The organism is Sphingobacterium faecale, from assembly GCF_016746095.1.
In the GTDB taxonomy this organism is placed as follows: Bacteria; Bacteroidota; Bacteroidia; order Sphingobacteriales; family Sphingobacteriaceae; genus Sphingobacterium; species Sphingobacterium faecale.
In genome coordinates, this window is record NZ_JAERTY010000005.1 from 268418 (window position 1) to 285339 (window position 16922).

At 40.5% G+C, this 16922-nt stretch carries 16 protein-coding genes; 12 read left to right on the top strand and 4 right to left on the bottom strand.

The genetic code is table 11. The features are described from left to right. Window positions 1–3 precede the first annotated feature (3 nt). Both JKG61_RS11065 and JKG61_RS11070 read left to right on the top strand, forming a co-directional pair. Window positions 4–756 carry a DUF6796 family protein gene (locus JKG61_RS11065; RefSeq protein ID WP_202103040.1) on the top strand — a complete coding sequence of 251 codons (753 nt, stop codon included), beginning with the start codon at window positions 4–6 and terminating at the stop codon, window positions 754–756. A 1067-nt stretch (window positions 757–1823) separates the two neighbouring features. Next, window positions 1824–2183 carry a hypothetical protein gene (locus JKG61_RS11070; RefSeq protein WP_202103041.1) on the top strand — a complete coding sequence of 120 codons (360 nt, stop codon included), beginning with the start codon at window positions 1824–1826 and terminating at the stop codon, window positions 2181–2183. 256 nt (window positions 2184–2439) lie between these two features. Here the strand turns inward: JKG61_RS11070 and JKG61_RS11075 are convergent, their stop codons facing one another. Then, window positions 2440–2772 carry a DMT family transporter gene (locus tag JKG61_RS11075; RefSeq protein ID WP_202103042.1) on the bottom strand — a complete coding sequence of 111 codons (333 nt, stop codon included), beginning with the start codon at window positions 2770–2772 and terminating at the stop codon, window positions 2440–2442. 136 nt (window positions 2773–2908) lie between these two features. On the opposite strand from JKG61_RS11075, the gene JKG61_RS11080 reads away from it, so the two are divergent. The 4 genes from JKG61_RS11080 to JKG61_RS11095 all read left to right on the top strand — a co-directional run bounded on the left by JKG61_RS11080 (window position 2909) and on the right by JKG61_RS11095 (window position 5804). Next, entirely contained in the window at window positions 2909–3349 is a 441-nt protein-coding gene (locus tag JKG61_RS11080; protein WP_202103043.1) for a DsrE family protein, read from the top strand. 160 nt (window positions 3350–3509) lie between these two features. Then, entirely contained in the window at window positions 3510–3923 is a 414-nt protein-coding gene (locus tag JKG61_RS11085) for an NUDIX hydrolase (protein ID WP_202103044.1), read from the top strand. A gap of 21 nt (window positions 3924–3944) precedes the next feature. Beyond that, window positions 3945–4508 (top strand): Crp/Fnr family transcriptional regulator, encoded by a 564-nt coding sequence (locus JKG61_RS11090; protein WP_202103045.1) that lies wholly within the window; start codon window positions 3945–3947, stop codon window positions 4506–4508. Window positions 4509–4583: 75 nt separating this feature from the next. After that, a complete protein-coding gene (locus tag JKG61_RS11095) occupies window positions 4584–5804 on the top strand; it encodes an MFS transporter (RefSeq protein WP_202103046.1) in 1221 nt (406 codons plus the stop codon). 166 nt (window positions 5805–5970) lie between these two features. Here the strand turns inward: JKG61_RS11095 and JKG61_RS11100 are convergent, their stop codons facing one another. Next, entirely contained in the window at window positions 5971–7200 is a 1230-nt protein-coding gene (locus tag JKG61_RS11100; protein WP_202103047.1) for an acyloxyacyl hydrolase, read from the bottom strand. Window positions 7201–7308: 108 nt separating this feature from the next. Between JKG61_RS11100 and JKG61_RS11105 the strand changes: the two genes are divergently transcribed. From JKG61_RS11105 to JKG61_RS11120, 4 genes are all read left to right on the top strand, one after another. Continuing rightward, a complete protein-coding gene (locus JKG61_RS11105; protein ID WP_202103048.1) occupies window positions 7309–7956 on the top strand; it encodes an NAD(P)H-binding protein in 648 nt (215 codons plus the stop codon). An 85-nt stretch (window positions 7957–8041) separates the two neighbouring features. Beyond that, on the top strand, window positions 8042–9313 hold the full coding sequence (locus JKG61_RS11110) for an adenylosuccinate synthase (protein WP_237249451.1): 1272 nt from the start codon (window positions 8042–8044) through the stop codon (window positions 9311–9313). Between the two features lie 353 nt (window positions 9314–9666). Next, window positions 9667–10239: a Crp/Fnr family transcriptional regulator gene (locus JKG61_RS11115; RefSeq protein WP_202103050.1), complete on the top strand. Its 573-nt coding sequence runs from the start codon at window positions 9667–9669 to the stop codon at window positions 10237–10239. Between the two features lie 129 nt (window positions 10240–10368). Next, window positions 10369–10929, top strand: coding sequence for a DUF4256 domain-containing protein (locus JKG61_RS11120; RefSeq protein WP_202103051.1), 561 nt, complete (start codon window positions 10369–10371; stop codon window positions 10927–10929). A 69-nt stretch (window positions 10930–10998) separates the two neighbouring features. Here JKG61_RS11120 and JKG61_RS11125 read toward each other — a convergent pair whose 3' ends face one another. After that, complete coding sequence (locus tag JKG61_RS11125) at window positions 10999–12870, bottom strand: TonB-dependent receptor plug domain-containing protein (RefSeq protein ID WP_202103052.1); 1872 nt, start codon at window positions 12868–12870, stop codon at window positions 10999–11001. Between the two features lie 81 nt (window positions 12871–12951). On the opposite strand from JKG61_RS11125, the gene JKG61_RS11130 reads away from it, so the two are divergent. Next, on the top strand, window positions 12952–14436 hold the full coding sequence (locus JKG61_RS11130) for an aminotransferase-like domain-containing protein (RefSeq protein WP_202103053.1): 1485 nt from the start codon (window positions 12952–12954) through the stop codon (window positions 14434–14436). A gap of 36 nt (window positions 14437–14472) precedes the next feature. Continuing rightward, on the top strand, window positions 14473–16209 hold the full coding sequence (locus JKG61_RS11135) for a tetratricopeptide repeat protein (RefSeq protein WP_202103054.1): 1737 nt from the start codon (window positions 14473–14475) through the stop codon (window positions 16207–16209). Window positions 16210–16270: 61 nt separating this feature from the next. On the opposite strand, the gene JKG61_RS11140 is transcribed toward JKG61_RS11135, so the two are convergent. Next, a complete protein-coding gene (locus JKG61_RS11140) occupies window positions 16271–16915 on the bottom strand; it encodes a hypothetical protein (RefSeq protein WP_202103055.1) in 645 nt (214 codons plus the stop codon). Between the last annotated feature and the right edge of the window lie 7 nt (window positions 16916–16922).

Consider the following 16922-nt stretch of genomic DNA (forward strand, 5'->3'; position numbering starts at 1 on the left):
AAAATGAATTATAACAACAAAGTAAAATGGGCTTTTATCTGTGGAATAATCGGAGCCATCTGCTGGATCATTGGCGACATATATGTAGCAGGATTTGAAGTAAATCCCCAAGACTATCCCCTATTCTCGGAAACCTATGCCCACAAAGTCGATGTGGGACTAGCGACACTTATGCTCGAGGGATCTACAGCCCGATTGATGTTTGGAGCATTAATTGCAGCGATGACCGCTACCTTGTTTTTGCCCAGCGTATGGATCGTCTATCAGTATTTTAAAGAAAAAAATGCTTGGTACGCACGGGGTACCTATTACCTATTGATCATTAGCGTTATGTTGATGCCTTTAGGACATGCAGTCTTTTATTTCACTGGCGAAATCTATAAGGCCATCTATCATACAGATCCCATTGCACACCCGTATCTCCTAGAGACCGCGGCTGGATTTCAGACAGCAATGTATATTACCTGGGGGACTGCTATCATCGTAATGCTTGTCGCTTATCTGATCTTCTCTATCCTAGTTTTCCTGGGAAAAACCACACTCCCTAGATGGGTTGGATTTATTAGCCCTTTATTTTTAACGATCTACCAACTACCACTGAAAATAATACTTCCTCCTTCTGAAATAAAAGGTTGGTTAGGTGGCGCAGCTTTTAATATATCGTATTTGATCTTTCTAGTACTTATATGCTCTCTCTTCAGAAAACGTCTCTTAAAAGAAAAACCTGTAAAAAGTCTGAAGATCTCAATAGCATAACATAGATTCATCCATTATCCCTTAAATATTTTTTTCCTATAAAGATTAAATGTACTGCAAGAAATTTTTTGCAGTACATTTAATCTTTATTTCTGTTCCTGCATAAAGAAATAGTATTTATTTTCTTTTTTCTAAAGTTGTACGTAATGCTACACCGATCCCCACCAATATAATCAAAACACTAGTCAAAACCGTTCCAATATACTCTACAATCCAAGCAAAAAGTATAGCCACAATATGTATTTTTCCACTCTCTGGATAGAACATTTTTCCCGTAAAAAGAAATATAGCGAATAAACATATAGCGAAATAAACAAAAACAACCAGCCAAATAGTTTGATATGACCATTTATTCGAAAACTGGGTAAACGCCATATTAGGAGCTTTCTTAATTCAAGTCCCCGCCCCTACTTCCACCTACAATACATCCAATGGTTCCGTAGCTTCCTTTCAAAATATTGGCAGTGCCATCTTTAGCGCCGATTCGATTGACGGTGATTGGATCCATCTCAACAATCAGATATATCTGGCAGAAGAAGATAAAGTTATTGAAACATGGGTAAAATGGATAGAAAACGATAGTATTAAAATTTTCTTAACCTTAAATGGAGGTTATGAGTAAAAGTTACGGCAAAGGACGATAGTAGCATTATCCTAGAAAGAAACATTCAAAAATGTCTTCTCCTAGATCGCTTTAGTCTTTATCCTCTTACCACACAAAAACATAGGTTCATGATAAGACTTGAAGAATATAGCGTAAAATACAGATACAAAAAAATTAATCGGCACAAAAAAAAATACACAAATAGAATTTTTTTTATTATCTTTAAACTTCACATAACAAATGTGAGCCTATGAAGAACTTTTTATTTTTTTACCTGAGGGTGATAAAACTTGTTCCTATCGGTATTTCCATACCAACGATAGATTCTACTACCTTGTACCCTTAATTATTCATAAAATACAAATCAAAGGGAAAAGGCTAAAAATAAATGGTATTCTATTTACAGAAAATGAATGGTTGATCACAAATTATAGTTACAGACTTTAACAAAATTTCAAGAATCATGAATAGATACGGACTTAAAATAAAAATCAATGGAAAAGTAGTATCAAATGCTGGATTTGATAAAGACAATTATGTGTTGACAGGAGGAACCACTTTTGTAAAAAGAGCCAATTGTTGTGAAGATTATTATTTCAATATAGGAGGACTGGACTCAGATGAGGACGAACATGTTGATTGGTACCGTACAGTAGTAAAAGTAGGCGATATCATCACTATGGAAGTAATAGACGGCCCATTTGATCCACCCAACCACCGTTATAAGAATGATCTCACCCCTGAAGAAATAATCCGAAACAAAATAGATTTTTACCACAAACTAAAAGAGGAGTTAAAAGGACATATTGATATAGCCGTTTAATACATTCCTACTCCTATCTGCAAAAGCGTACACCTCCTTTTGTCGAAGATAAGGTGTACGCATTTGCGTTTACTTTAGCATTCCGTTTTTAGAATCGACCTAGCTTCTAATAAGGTTCTGCGTAACAGTTGATATTGTATGCTAAAAAACACAATAAATCTCGTTTTTTAAGACATCTCGCTATAACTGCAGATTAGCTTCGACATTCTGCCGGAGTACTACATACAGACAATAATCAATTCTCTTAGAAAAGGGGTTAATGTGCACTCGACTTGGAAAACAAATTGATAATAACTACGCCCAGTATAATAAATCCTATTCCTAGTATCGCGGGCAAATCCAGCGACTCCTTATAAACAAAATAACCTACTGCCGAGATAATCACAATCCCAAAAGCAGACCATATCGCATAGGCTATACCCATAGGTACCCCACGTAATGCGTAGGAAAGTAGATAAAAGGATAATCCCAGTGAACAGACAAAGAGTATGGAGGGAATAGGTTTCGTAAACTGTTCGGTTTTTTTCAGGAAAGACGAACCAATCACTTCAAATAAAATTGCCGCAGCTAAAAATAAATAATGCTTCATATACGCTCAAACAGTTATACAGTTCCGACAAAGGTAGGATTTTCAATGTATCCTTTGTTACACAAAGACGATACATATATCCTTATCTTCGGGTAATTCAAAAAGAAGAGATACATAATCTTAAACATTGGAACACATGAGAAAACAAATTTTAGCAGTTGCATTATTACTATTTGGAATCACCTTCACTAGTTCGCTATCCGCCCAGCAAGTAGCAGTAGAATCCGTAGAGAAGGCCGTCAAAGAAGACGGGAAATACGCAATTTTGGTTCAGAACCCAATGCATTTGATGGCTTCGGTAATGACTGGCGCCGAATATAAATCAAAAGACAAAGCCGTTCAATTTGAAATCGTAATTATCGGACAGGCCGTCAAAGACCTGGCAGAAAATAAAGAATTGGAGAGCACCATCCAAAGTGCCCAAAAATCGGGTATCAGGTTAGTGGTTTGCGAATTTGCGATGAACAAGCTTGGAGTGAAGAAATCACAGTATCATCCGTCTATCTATACTACGCCGAATGGGTTTACCTATCTATTTGGTCTTCAGGAATTAGGTTTCAAGACGATTACATTGTAGCACACACACAAACAATAGAGCATGAGAATGCTCATTCAAACCGTCCGTTATAGTTCTTTACCTACTATAGATGCGACGGTTTGAATTATTTCGTATAAAGCGCTTATCAAATTTTAGTAGCTGATGATTTTCCTTATCTTAGAAGCCAGAAACAAAGGAAATGGAAAAGATAGCACTACCTACAGCCGGCCTTGTTGTAGTCGATGACAATAAACTACTACTGGGCTATAGCCGTAATAAAAAAGCCTGGTACCTGCTGGGCGGAAAGGTGGATCAAGGGGAGAATTCCCTCGAAGCCTTACTTCGCGAGATAGCAGAAGAGACCAACCTTCGATTAGGCCCCGATTCACTCCAGTTTTACTGTCATATATCTGCCCCAGCCTATGGAGAAAGCCCACATATCGTTATGGAGCAAGATTGCTTTTTCTGTAAGCTAGAAGAGGAAATTCAAGCCAGTAGTGAAATAGATGAAATCCGCTTTTTTGATTTCGATACCTATCAAAAAGAACCGATACAAGTCCCAGGTGTAGTCCTCTTATACCAACGCTTGATCGCGGATGGATATCTCCATTAATTGCAACAGTATCTTCAGACCATGGAAGCACTCATTCCTATATTATGCAAAAAATATGGTGTCAGTCCTGAGTTGATAACTCTACTCCTTTCCCGTATGGAAAAGAAATCCTATCGTTACCATGATATCGTTATTGGTCTACAGGAGCGTAAGCAATACTACTATATTATTAATGAGGGTATCTGGCGGGCATACCGACTATTTGATGGAGAAGAAAGAACTCTTTGGTTTGAGCGCTATGGAGATATCTTATACTCCGAAGCATCCGAAGACTACATCATTGAGTCCATTTCCGACAGTTCAGCTTACGTCATCTCAAAAACCGACCTAGATGCTTTTTGCGAAGAATCCCATGAGATTTCTAACCTGGTCCGTACGGTACTAGAACAATACTACTTTCAGATTACCGAATGGCTGGTCATGCTATGCCAGCCTACCGCCCGTGCGCGCTACCTCACTGTACTCAAGAAAGACCCCGAGGTCTTCCAGCTGGTCCCGCAGAAATACATTGCCTCCTGCCTATGTATGACGCCACAGTCGCTCAGCCGTATTCGAAGGCAGTTGGTAAAACAAAACATTAGTTAACAAATGTTCACGTCTCCCCGTTTTTAAGCATTTATTTTTGCCATCTGCTTCAAAAAAGAATTAGAACAGATGGAAATGAAAAAGGAACTGCACAACTGGAAAAAGAAATTCGCTATCATATGGTCGGGACAACTGTTCTCTATACTGAGCAGTGCAACCGCCCAATTTGCTATCGTTCTTTGGATTGGTATGGAAACCAACTCTGCGGAAGCTTTGGCTCATGCAACTATCGCAGGGCTATTGCCACAGATCGTGCTAGGACCTTTTGCCGGCGTATTTGTAGACCGTTGGAATCGCAAGCGTACCATGATTGGTGCAGATCTATTCGTCGCATTCTGTTCTGCTTTAATTGCCTTATTCTTTTATCTGGACATCGTCGAGCTATGGGCTATTTATATACTCCTTACCTTACGCTCGATAGGTGGAGCTTTCCACGCACCTGCGATGAAATCGGCTGTTCCTCTCCTTGCGCCACAATCTGCTCTGGTACGTATCGCCGGAGTAAACGAGGTTATTCAATCCATTTCCATTATATGTGGTCCTATTCTAGGTGCAATAGGGTTATTGCACTTTGGCGTGAGCGCGATCATGCTATTGGATGTACTCGGTGCGGTCATTGCCTGTACCGCACTTGCCTTCGTGCATATCCCCCAAGTGACGCAGACGGTGCAATCGGCCAAGTCTATCTTGCGGGATATGACTTCAGGGGCAAGCATAATCTGGAAAAACAAAGGAATATCCTGGTTGATGGGCTGTGAGATAGTTATCAATTTCTTTGTTATGCCTATCATTGCCGTGATGCCTTTGATGACCCTCCGGTATTTTAAGGGTAGTCCGTATCAGGTTAGTTTAATAGAAGGTCTATACGGTCTAGGATTACTTTTGGGAGGTTTGACCCTCAGTTTATGGAACCCCAAGATAAAAAAGATCGTATTGATCGTCTTTGGCTTTTCTGCTGTAGGCATCGCATTAGCAACCTGTGGCCTGTTACCACCAACTTACTTTACCGTCTATGCCGTAATGACCATCGTACAGGGGTTGGCAGTTCCTTTCTTCACTGGGCCGTACACTGTATTGGTGCAAACACAATTCGAACCTAAATACCTAGGTCGTGTCTTTTCCATCTCCGGTAGTATTGTACAGTTACCCGCTATGCTTGGATTGCTTTTTGCTGGGATACTGGCAGATGATATTGGTGTAGAGAAGGTCTTTTTTATTGGGGGTATTATCGTCACAGTGACTGCCATATTTTTGGGCTCGACACCAGCCGTGCGTAGTTTGGAAAAGGAGTATTAGCAACGCGGTTTTCTTATACACGGATGTTACCTTGAATGCAGTAGAATACCACTTCAGGTTCTTCTCGGCTAGACGATTAAAACACCCATTCTTCTACAACGTTAAGCACCGCAGAATTAATCCGCCTGCGTTCTGCATCCAATCTCTGAGGAGATGCTGTATTTACTTAGTGACCAAGAAAAGACGGTGTCTTATTATGGAATCGATAGCCTAAGCCCAACATGAGGTAATTGGGTTCGTGAAAGTCTTTTAGATTATAGCCGATATGCAGGAAGGAACTTCTGCTGGTACCTATCTTCAAGGCAAAACTCTGGTAGCTGCCATTAAAATCGGCTCCCCGATACAAAACATTTTTTCCCAACCCCACACCTATGGTGAATATAGGCATGATATACTCCGCACGTGCGGATACACCCAAGGCAACTTGCTGGTTCCAATTGGGCTTGAAGAATTGTTGTTGTGTGCCTACGATATAATCTTCGGTATATACATTTGCGCTACCATCATATATCCCATCTATAGACAGTCCTGTCCGGAATCGATAGCTCACATTATACATCGACGCAAAATAAGCCCCTACTACCGGATATTTGTGAGGTGAGGCGACCTGACTGCCGAAAGAATAAACTCCTTTTCTCCGCCAAGAGCCAAAAACGACTACATCATAACTGATATGCTTCGGAAAGGCATGGGCCTGCACAGTATTAGTCGCTTTCAAGTAGGCTACTGCTAACTTAGAAACATTATACTGTAGTCCGATCTTTCCCCCCAACATGTTCACACCAGCATTGGGATACACCGTATTGCCATTGGAGAAATGGGTGATATCCGCGCCTCCTGTCACCGACAGCCTATCCATTAGCCGCCATTTTAGGAACATACCTAGATTGATATAGGCATTCTCGCGCGAACCGACAATCAGATTCTCCGGATTGGTCTGTGGATTATAAGGTTTCCATCCGGTCGAGAGACCGAAGTTCCATTCATAGCCTAGTGATAGTCTTTTGCCTAGATTGGCTATCTCCGCATTCTGAAACAAGTAAGTAGCAACTGGACTACCAAATTCCTGCCCTCCACGAAAACCAAAGTATGCAATACCGACCCCTTGTTCTGTATTTCGAAATACTTCTTTTCCAAGGCTACCGGTGGGTAATCCAAAGGAGTACTTAAGATGTCCCGAAAAAGCACTTCGGATGCGTTGCTCCTGTCCGTTATGTTCTTTATAAAATGGAGAAGATGCCAAGACAGAGGCGGGTCTGAACTCGACCGCTATATGATGGCTATACCCTCCTTTTTCACGGTTTGTAGTATCGGTTTTGGTAAGCAAATTTTGGCCAAACGCCTTTGAAAACGAAAAAGCTACAAACATCAGCAGAAAGCATATACGGTTATTCATCAATAATTTGGAGACTATACTATAATTGAATACGATTGTAAAATAACAAAAAAAACTGAACCGTATACTTTTTTGTACTTTTGATTTGGTAACAAAACTTATATCCATATGAAAGCTCTATTAATTGGTGCAACAGGTGCTACCGGAAAGGATTTACTTCACCTATTGTTGGCAGACGACACCTTTAGCAGTGTTGATGTATTTGTACGCAGACCGTTGCGTGTGCACCATGAAAAGCTACATGTACACGTTATCAATTTTGATGCAGTAGAGCAATGGTATGAGCTCGTCACTGGCGATGTACTGTTCTGCTCTTTAGGTACAACACTAAAAGTAGCTGGCAGCAAAGACGCTCAGTGGAAAATCGATTATGACTATCAGTATAACTTTGCTAAAGCAGCGCGAGCCAACAACGTCTCCAAGCTGGTATTGGTGTCGGCCGCATTGGCTTCTACAAGCTCTATTTTCTTCTACAACAAAATGAAAGGACAACTGGAAGAAGCTATACAGGCATTGGATTTCCCTCGCCTAAGTATATTTAATCCTCCGGCCTTGATTCGAAAAGATAGCGATAGACTGGGAGAAGCAGTTGCCATAAAAATCACGAAATGGTTCAACAATTTAGGTTTGCTGACCAAGCAACGTCCCCTTCCGACCGAAATACTGGCTCAGGCACTCCTTCATGCCAGTCTGCATCAAAATGAGGGGTTTCATCGTTATGCCGGTGAAGAAATTTGGAAATACGCAGGAAAGTAGTCTCTTTTTGCCAAATGACAATTGGGCTTAGTTCAGCGCGCCCTACTTTTGTGTTATAAATCAAAGCACGTAAGAAATGGCTAAAATGGATATTCTTGTAGGTCTCCAGTGGGGAGATGAAGGAAAAGGTAAGTTTATTGACAGAATATGTTCCAACTATCAGGTTGTTACCCGATACAATGGAGGTGCCAACGCAGGACATACCATATTCTGGAATGGTCACAAGATTACCCTCAAACTACTGCCCTCGGGCGTTTTCTATTCCCACATTACCAATGTTATCGGCAGCGGTGTCGTAATCAACCCCATACAGCTTAATCACGAGATAGCCCAGTTGGTGGAGATATATCCTGAGCTCAACATACAGCAACGCCTGCTTATCTCGCGGAAGGCACATCTGGTATTACCTACGGACCAGTACAGCGATATCTATATGGAGGGATCGGACCTATTCCGCACGATAGGCACTACCAAAAATGGAATAGGTAATGCCTATGCCAACAAAATGCTAAGACAAGGCTTTAGAGTTGGTGATATTTTTACTTCCGACTTCGCTTCTCATGTAGAGCAGGTCATGTGTCGCGAATACCAATATTTGACCCGACTAGGGCAGACCCTACCCGACTTTAATGAAACTCTAGATGTATTCCTAGCGAATATCGAAAACCTAAAAGAGCTGACGATAACCGATACGGAGACCTTTATCAACAAAGTGCTAAAAGAAGGAAAGCCCGTGTTGGCCGAGGGTGCTCAAGCAACTATGCTGGATATAGACCACGGTACCTATCCTTATGTAACCTCCTCCAATACGGTTGCTTCAGCTGCATGTGTAGGTCTAGGGGTTTCTCCCCGTCAGGTTGGTGAAATATTTGGTGTATTGAAAGCTTATAACACCCGTGTTGGGGAAGGACCGTTCCCTAGTGAAATAATAGGCAAGCTGGGTGACGAACTCCGTATCAAAGGAAATGAGTTCGGGTCCAACACCAAACGCCCCAGACGTATTGGCTGGCTGGATTTACCCGCACTCCGATACGCCATCATGCTCAATGGTATCACCCAACTGATAATCACCAAATCGGATGTACTTAATGGGATGGATATTGTCAATATCTGTACACATTATGAACTGGATGGAAAACTTGAATACAATTTCCCTACGGCTGGACATATAAGTCATTTAACACCACATTGGAAAGCTTTCTCTGGGTGGAATGCTGATTTCTCGAAAATAAAATCTGCGCAAGAACTTCCCTATGAACTGACCCAATATCTTCGTTATTTGGAAGCTGAATTGGAGACGCCTATCACGCACCTTTCTATTGGTCCTGAGCGGGATGCTATTATCAATATAAAATAAAACTTTCATGATTCCTTCGGGTCACCAAGACACATAAACTGAACCCAATTATAGCGGGTGATCTCTTGAATGCTTTCAAAAAAGAATAATGTCATGAAAAAAGTTCTTGATATCCATTAAACCGATCGAAGAGAGCTCATTGATACCTCGAAATATAATGTCGAATCATTAAAATAGACACTTTCAGAAAAAACAATGAACATAATCGCCTGTTTACAAAAATTAACAAGGGATTATTTGTAAATTTCATCCTGAAATCAAATGCATAACGTGAAATACTCCTATTTAGCAATAGCAAAAAAAACATAGTCCGCCAGCTGGCAGATGACAGATAAAAAACAGATTATACACATATGAAAGAACTTATTGCTTTTGTTGAAAAGTTTGGAACACTCAATGAACAGGAGAAAGATATCATTGGTAATCTATTCAAACATATCCAGGTTACAAAAGGAGAATACTTTGTAGAGTGTGGCAACATCAGCAAACGGATTGCTTTCGTAGAGGACGGAGTATTCCGTTCGGTATACTATAATAAAAAAGGAGACGATTTTACCCGTTATTTTATTTATGAAGGCCGCTTCATTGGGGATCTTCATAATTTTCAACAGCAGGCTCCGTCCGACGACTGTATCGAAGCAGTCACCGACGCCAGCATCTGGTACATCGATTGGGAGAATTTTGCCGCGTTAGAGAACCAGGTTAGTATTTGGCCCTTATTGATTAGTAAGCTTTATGCGTTTGTAGCAGAAAGCAAACTAAAGATGGCAAGCACAATGAAAAACCTTGATGCCAGAGAGCGCTACGAGCTTTTCTTAAGGCACTACCCTGGTCTGGCCAACAGGGTGCCCCTCAGCATGCTGGCCTCTTATCTCGGTATTACAGCCTCCTCGCTCAGCCGGATACGCCGGTCTATAGAAAATTAGTGTTTTGTCACAAAGCACAAAATAGTGTATTTCCCCTACGAAATTTGTCTCATTTTCAGACCGAATTATATCGTGTGTAAAAACGAATTTATGTAGGTTTGTAATAGAATCCAACTATAAATCACTAAAATGAAAAATAGCCCACTATCAAATGAACAAATCACTGCACTAGGCGTGACTTTAAAAGAGCGTTTCGAAAAGAACAAGAGTCGCCACCCGACATTGAACTGGGAAGAGGTCTGGAAGAGAGTTAGTTCTGCTCCTGATAAAATAGTGTCTTTATACCATATGGAACTAACAGAAGGACAGCCTGATGTGATTGGCTACGACGAGAAGAAATCGGAATACCTCTTCTGCGACTGTGCTCCAGAAAGCCCAAAAGGTCGACGCTCTATTTGCTATGACCAACAAGCTCTAGACTCCAGAAAAGAGCACAAACCCAAACATAGCGCCGTCGCTATGGCGACAGAAATGGGAATAGAATTATTAACTGAGAGTGAATATCAGCAGTTGCAACTACTAGGTGACTTTGACCTCAAAACCTCCAGCTGGTTGCATACTCCGGACGAGGTGCGTAGTCTAGGGGGAGCAATCTTTGGAGACAAGCGTTACAAACGTACATTCATATACCACAATGGCGCAGAGTCCTACTACGCAGCCAGAGCATTTAGAGGTATACTTCGGGTGTGACCTAAAATATAATTCCTCCCTGTTCTTACTTGAGCACCGGGAGGAATCAATAATACGTCGGGTATTAAATTACTTATATTTCCATTGATAACGCAGACCGGCAGTATACCATCGCCCTGGCATAGCTACTGCAGCTGTTTCTTTATACTGCTGATTTAATAAATTTGTTCCTTCTACATACAAGCTCCATTGGTTCATACCGTATCCTACCCTCAGATCGGAAATAAAATAGGGATTATTACGTTCTCTTTTTATCCACCTATTACCTAAACTAAAGTCCAACCTATCAATCTGATACAGAACACGCAACAAAGTCTGATGTTTTAAACTCTCAACAATAAACATCGATGTTACATTTTCTGCATAAGTCATTTCTTTAGGTTGCAGATAACTATAGCTCAGATCGTACTTCAACTTTTGTTTATCAGATATAGAGATAACTTGCCCAAAACCAAAATTCACACCAAACATCTTATTGTCTCCAAAATTAAAAGGCTTATAGGGATCCTTCACATTATCACGGATACGGTCTATAAAATTAGAAATATTCCGATAAAAAGCGCCCCCCTGTAGGTATATAGCCGACTTTTCGTAACGAAGCCCCAACTCATACTGCCAAGCATTTTCAGACTTTAGTTCTGCATTCCCGATATTGCCGGTTTGTACAAGATAAAGGTCTGTATATGTAGGAATCCGTTGACTAGAGCCCACACTGAATGAGGCTTTCCAGTTATTGGTGATACTATAGCCTATATCTATCCCTGGAAACACCTGCCAACCATACTGCGTATTATAATTAAGATAACTTCCGATATTCAACAGTACACGATCGATAGCTTCTGTTTTATACTCCGCGTACACACCATGATTATAACGATTTCGATCACCGAGACTCGTACTTTCAATCTCCTCAAAGCGACTTTCCAAGCCAAAGCCAAAATCACCAATAGTAGTGTGTAGAATGCTGTTCAATTCGGCACTGTACACATTTGTTTCGTGTTGAAACCTCGACTTTGATAGATCGTCTCTAAAAAAACGATAATCATCTTTATTTCCTCTGTAACTCAGTCTTGGTTTTAAAAAGAAATTGTCACTCAACTGATGCGTACTTCCTAAGGAAAACATACGTGTTTTGACAATTTCATATGATTCTTTATCGTGCGGTGCTGCATAGTAGCCGTTAGTCCCAAAAGCGCTATGGATATACCCTGCCATAAGGCTTACCTCGTCCCTTGCCCCTAATGCATATTTGCCTTGGAAGAAAGCTTTAAGATTTTCTGTCGCCGTATTATATCGCTGTCCATTGGATTTCGCTCCACCCACAGATATCAGATTTTGCATCTGCGCATTACCCATGTTCGCCACAGCTTGTACATCGCCTCCACCATATATACCTGTTCCGTCTCCCTCCTCTTTCCCAGAGAAAGAGGAGCTGCCCTGAACACGTACAGAGACGTCAGTTCCTATCTGTGGCTTAGTTATAATATTGATCGCTCCTGTTAAGGCATTGATGCCGTAAACACGGGCAGCAGGTCCCTTCAATACCTCAATACGCTCGACAGCGTCTAGGCTGATCGGAATATTCATAGAATGATGCCCTGTCTGGACATCGGACACTTTTACACCATTAACTAATATAAGAGTTTGTTCGAACGACCCACCGTCTATATTGACATCTGCTTGCGTTCCAAAAGGTCCGCGTTGCCTTACATCTACACCTGGAATATAACTCAGTACCTCATTAATGGATCTTACCGGCATCTTTGCGATGTCTTCTTTTTGAATAATTTGGATGTTGCGGTTTCTCTTGTTAAAAGGAATCTGCAATCGATTCTCAGATATAACAACTTCATGGAGAGATGTAGTATCTGAAGCTCCTATCTGCGCTTTGATAGATACTGAAAGTGCCACTAATGGCAGAATTAAAAATAGTCTTTTCATTAGAGTATCAAAATGTATTTGTTTTATTGAGCGCAAAAGTCATATCTTTCCGGAACATTTAAATAGTCCGCTTTTAACAATATGAGTAGTCCGGTTTTGTTATCCTTGTCCAGTTTTATCAAATTAGACCGAAGTGTGTCAACTCCACTATTTATACAATTAGCGCAACAGATCATAAACGGAATCCAAAGAGGATTTCTCGCTACGGGAGCCAAACTGCCCGGCACTCGTCTGGTTAGCAATCAGCTCAACCTACACCGAAAAACTGTGGTCGCTGCATATAATGAACTGGAAGCTCAGGGATGGATTGATATTATTCCTAATAAGGGGACTTTCGTACTTCAGCAAAGCAAAACGAAACAGGCCATTCCGTATACCACACCTCCGCTTTCCAGTAGCCAATATCCGGATAAAACGGGATACCCTATCAATAACTCTAACATATTAGATAATCCTTTCGAAGTGAATATAGCCGATTATTCCTTCTCCGACGGTACAACCGATATCCGCCTTACGCAGATAAGAAGTCTTTCTTTGCAGTATAGTTCGTCGATGAATCGCAAGGGAAACTTAAAAAGAATGTCTCAATATCATGAAAATGGCAGTTTGTACTTCAAAGAACAATTGAGCAATTACCTCAATTTATCTAGGGGGCTCCATATTTCAAAATATAATCTTCTGATAACAAGAAGTTCGGAAATGAGTCTCTACTTAATCGCCAAAGTAGTCCTTAAACCTCTGGATAAAGTAATTGTAGCCGAGTTAAGTAATTTTGCTGTAAACATGACTCTTCTGCAAGCGGGAGCAGTACTAGAGACCATTCCTTTGGACAAAGATGGAATCTCCATAGAAGCGTTACGTGAAAAATTAATGAAGACCCCTATACGGATGTTGTATATCACCCCGCATCATCATTATCCCACAACAGTCAGCTTAAGTGCTGAACGGCGTCTGGAGCTTTTGCAGCTTGCAAATGAACATGGTTTCGTGATTGTGGAAGACGATTACGATTATGACTTCCATTACGAAAAAGCAGCTGTACTGCCTTTAGCCAGTGCCGACACCAATGGCATGGTGATATATACAGGAACCTTTGGAAAATCTCTAGCTCCTGCCTTTCGTCTCGGTTTTGTCGTCGCTCCACAGAATCTAGTCCATGAGATGAACAAATATCTGGGCATTATTGATAGGCAGGGAGATATCATTATGGAACACACTTTAGGTGAAATGATTGAAGAAGGCGAAATCCATCGCCATTTAAAAAAGTCGATCAAGGTATATCGGGAACGGAGAGACAATATGTCTGCGCTATTGAATGAACTTTTAAAAAACTATATATCATTTGAAACACCTCATGGAGGGCTTGCGACATGGGTAGAGTTTTACCGTACCCAATCGCTCATGAATATAAAAGACAAATGTCTAAAACAAGGACTATTGATACCACGGCATATCCTCTATCAGAACAAACAAATCTCCGCTATGCGTATTGGATTTGGACATATGGACACGCTGGAGTTGGAACAAAGCATTCTCATTCTTAAAAAGGCTTTGGAGTCCTTTTGAGTTTTGACTAAAAAAAAGCTAAATTGCAGGCTATCTATGCACATTACCAAATACTTTATATCGGTCCTTATAATTAGCTTATTTTCAAAACTGAAAGCTAGTCCACCTGACTTACCTATACAGCTCAAAACCCTAAACGAAGAAAAGAGACAAATAGAATATTGTCTAAAATTGGATACCCGAAAGGATGGTCTTATCGACTCCAACTACTTAAAAGAATACTTACATCCCCTGCTTAACCATAAAAATGCTGGGCTTAAGCTCACCTATTATCTACTATTGGCTGATGCTACCTCTATCCTATTTGATCAAGTTAATCCAGTCACAGATGCTTATTTCAACCGTGCTATGGAGATTGCGGACCAAAGCGGTGTGCTAGAGTACCGTTTATTATCGCTGATACGGCGAGGGTATTATTATTTTACCTATCGGGAGATATCTACTGCTCTACCCTATTTTCTATCAGCCTCCAATCTAATCAAAGACTTAAATTTAGACAAAGTTCCCCTCAGTGCAGCCCATTTACAATATTCGGCCAATTTTTATGGTTACATTGGTAACTCTGCAAAAGCACTTGAATATTATAAGAAGGCAACCAACTATGCTCCCAAAGATACAAGACAGACCATCGATATCCTTAATTCTATAGGAGTCTATTACTATAGGGATAGTGTTTATGATAGTGCGGAACGCTATTACAAAGAAGGACTGAAAGTTGCGGAGAGGACCAAGGATACCGTGTGGATAGGAATACTGCAAGGCAATATTAGCAGCATTTTACTCGCAAAAGGAGATACAAGCCAAGCCATTGTGCTAGCCGAAATGAATGTAAAGACATCTCTAAAATACGATGAATTTAAAGATGCGATGCGTACATTATTGCGATTGGCAGAGATTGCAGTCGCTCAAAAAAGATGGAGCCAAGCTAGAGAATACTTGGACCAGGCAGAGGTTTACTTTGAGTCCAAGCCCTTCTTTTTGATGTATAAAACAGCAGCTTACGAATTGAAGGCCAAAATTGCACAGGCAGAAGGAAACCAAAAAGCAGCAATTCACTATTTGAATCAATTTATAACGTACAATGATTCAACTCAGCAACAAAAAGATATGGAACGCCTTCAGCAAGCGACATGGAACTGGGAAACGGAACGTTTTAATCTAGCTATAACGGAGAACGAAAACAAAAGAAAACAACTCCGCTTTCGTGATCTGAGTATAAGCCTCGTCTTGATTCTAACGCTCTTGTCCATCACATTGCTCATACATCGCTCGCGACAACGCATAAAGATAAAGTCCATAAAACTAGAAAAAGACCAGCTGGCCTTACTTCTGGAAAAAGAGCTTTTAGACAAGGAACTTGTAAAGTCCAAAACGGAAATGAAGGATTTCCTCCTACGGATTAAAGAAAACGAGAAGATCATACAAGAATTAGAAAAAAAACTATCCCGAGCCCAGGTAAACCAACTGAAAGATAATATTATAGATATACAGAACAGCCTTAACCAAATGCTGGAATCACACATCATGACCGACGAGCGTTGGTATAAATTCAAATCACTATTTGAAACGACACATCCGGGATTCTTTGACGAGTTGATCTTAAGATATCCGAATATGTCCGAAAATAACCTCAGATTATTCACTTTTAGCAAGCTTAATCTAAGTAATCAAAGTATTGCCCACCTATTAGGAATATCTCTTGACGGTGTAAAAAAAGCAAAACAACGACTCCGAAAAAAGATAGATCTACCTGTAGACAACGAAACAATATAAAAATAAAGAGGATGTTTCAGAATTAGCAGGCACCCCCTTTATCTATCATATAACTTATGCTCTATTTCCCCTCAAATGCGGCTATAAATTGCTTACGGAAAGTGGAATCTTTCTCCGAAAATTCGAACGCCTTACGATAGGTGTCCACTACTCCAAAAATCTCAGCAGGCTCTCCAGCACTATTTTCAAAAAACAGCTTAAAACTATACGTGGAGGGTTTAGTTAAATCAACGACTGTCTTATTCGAAGAAAACACGGTTGGCAAGATAACATCATCAGTCATTTTATCAGCAGTAGGTAATTTGAACATGCTTCCTAATGCTTGAACAAAAGTATCAGATGAAGCTCCTAATGAAGAGAACTTTATCGATCCCTTTACAAAACCAGCTTTTTCATCCACCTTTCCATCACTTGTAAGTCCAGGCTTAATGTCCTTCAATACCTCTATCTTTAAACCGACGGTATCCTTATCAAACAATGATTTGGCAATGTAGATCATGGAAGAATCCGTAATGCTCTCTTCAGTAAAACGTAAAAACAATTGTTGCTTAGCAGCTTCGGTATTGTTGGTCAACTGCTCCACAGTCGGCATGTTCTTTGTAGAATCAGCACTGTTGACTTTATTCTCTTGCCCCGTATTATTACAAGAAGACATTAGTAGAGCAGCGGCAACTCCTAATCCTAAAAACGAATTGATTGATTTCATAAAATTT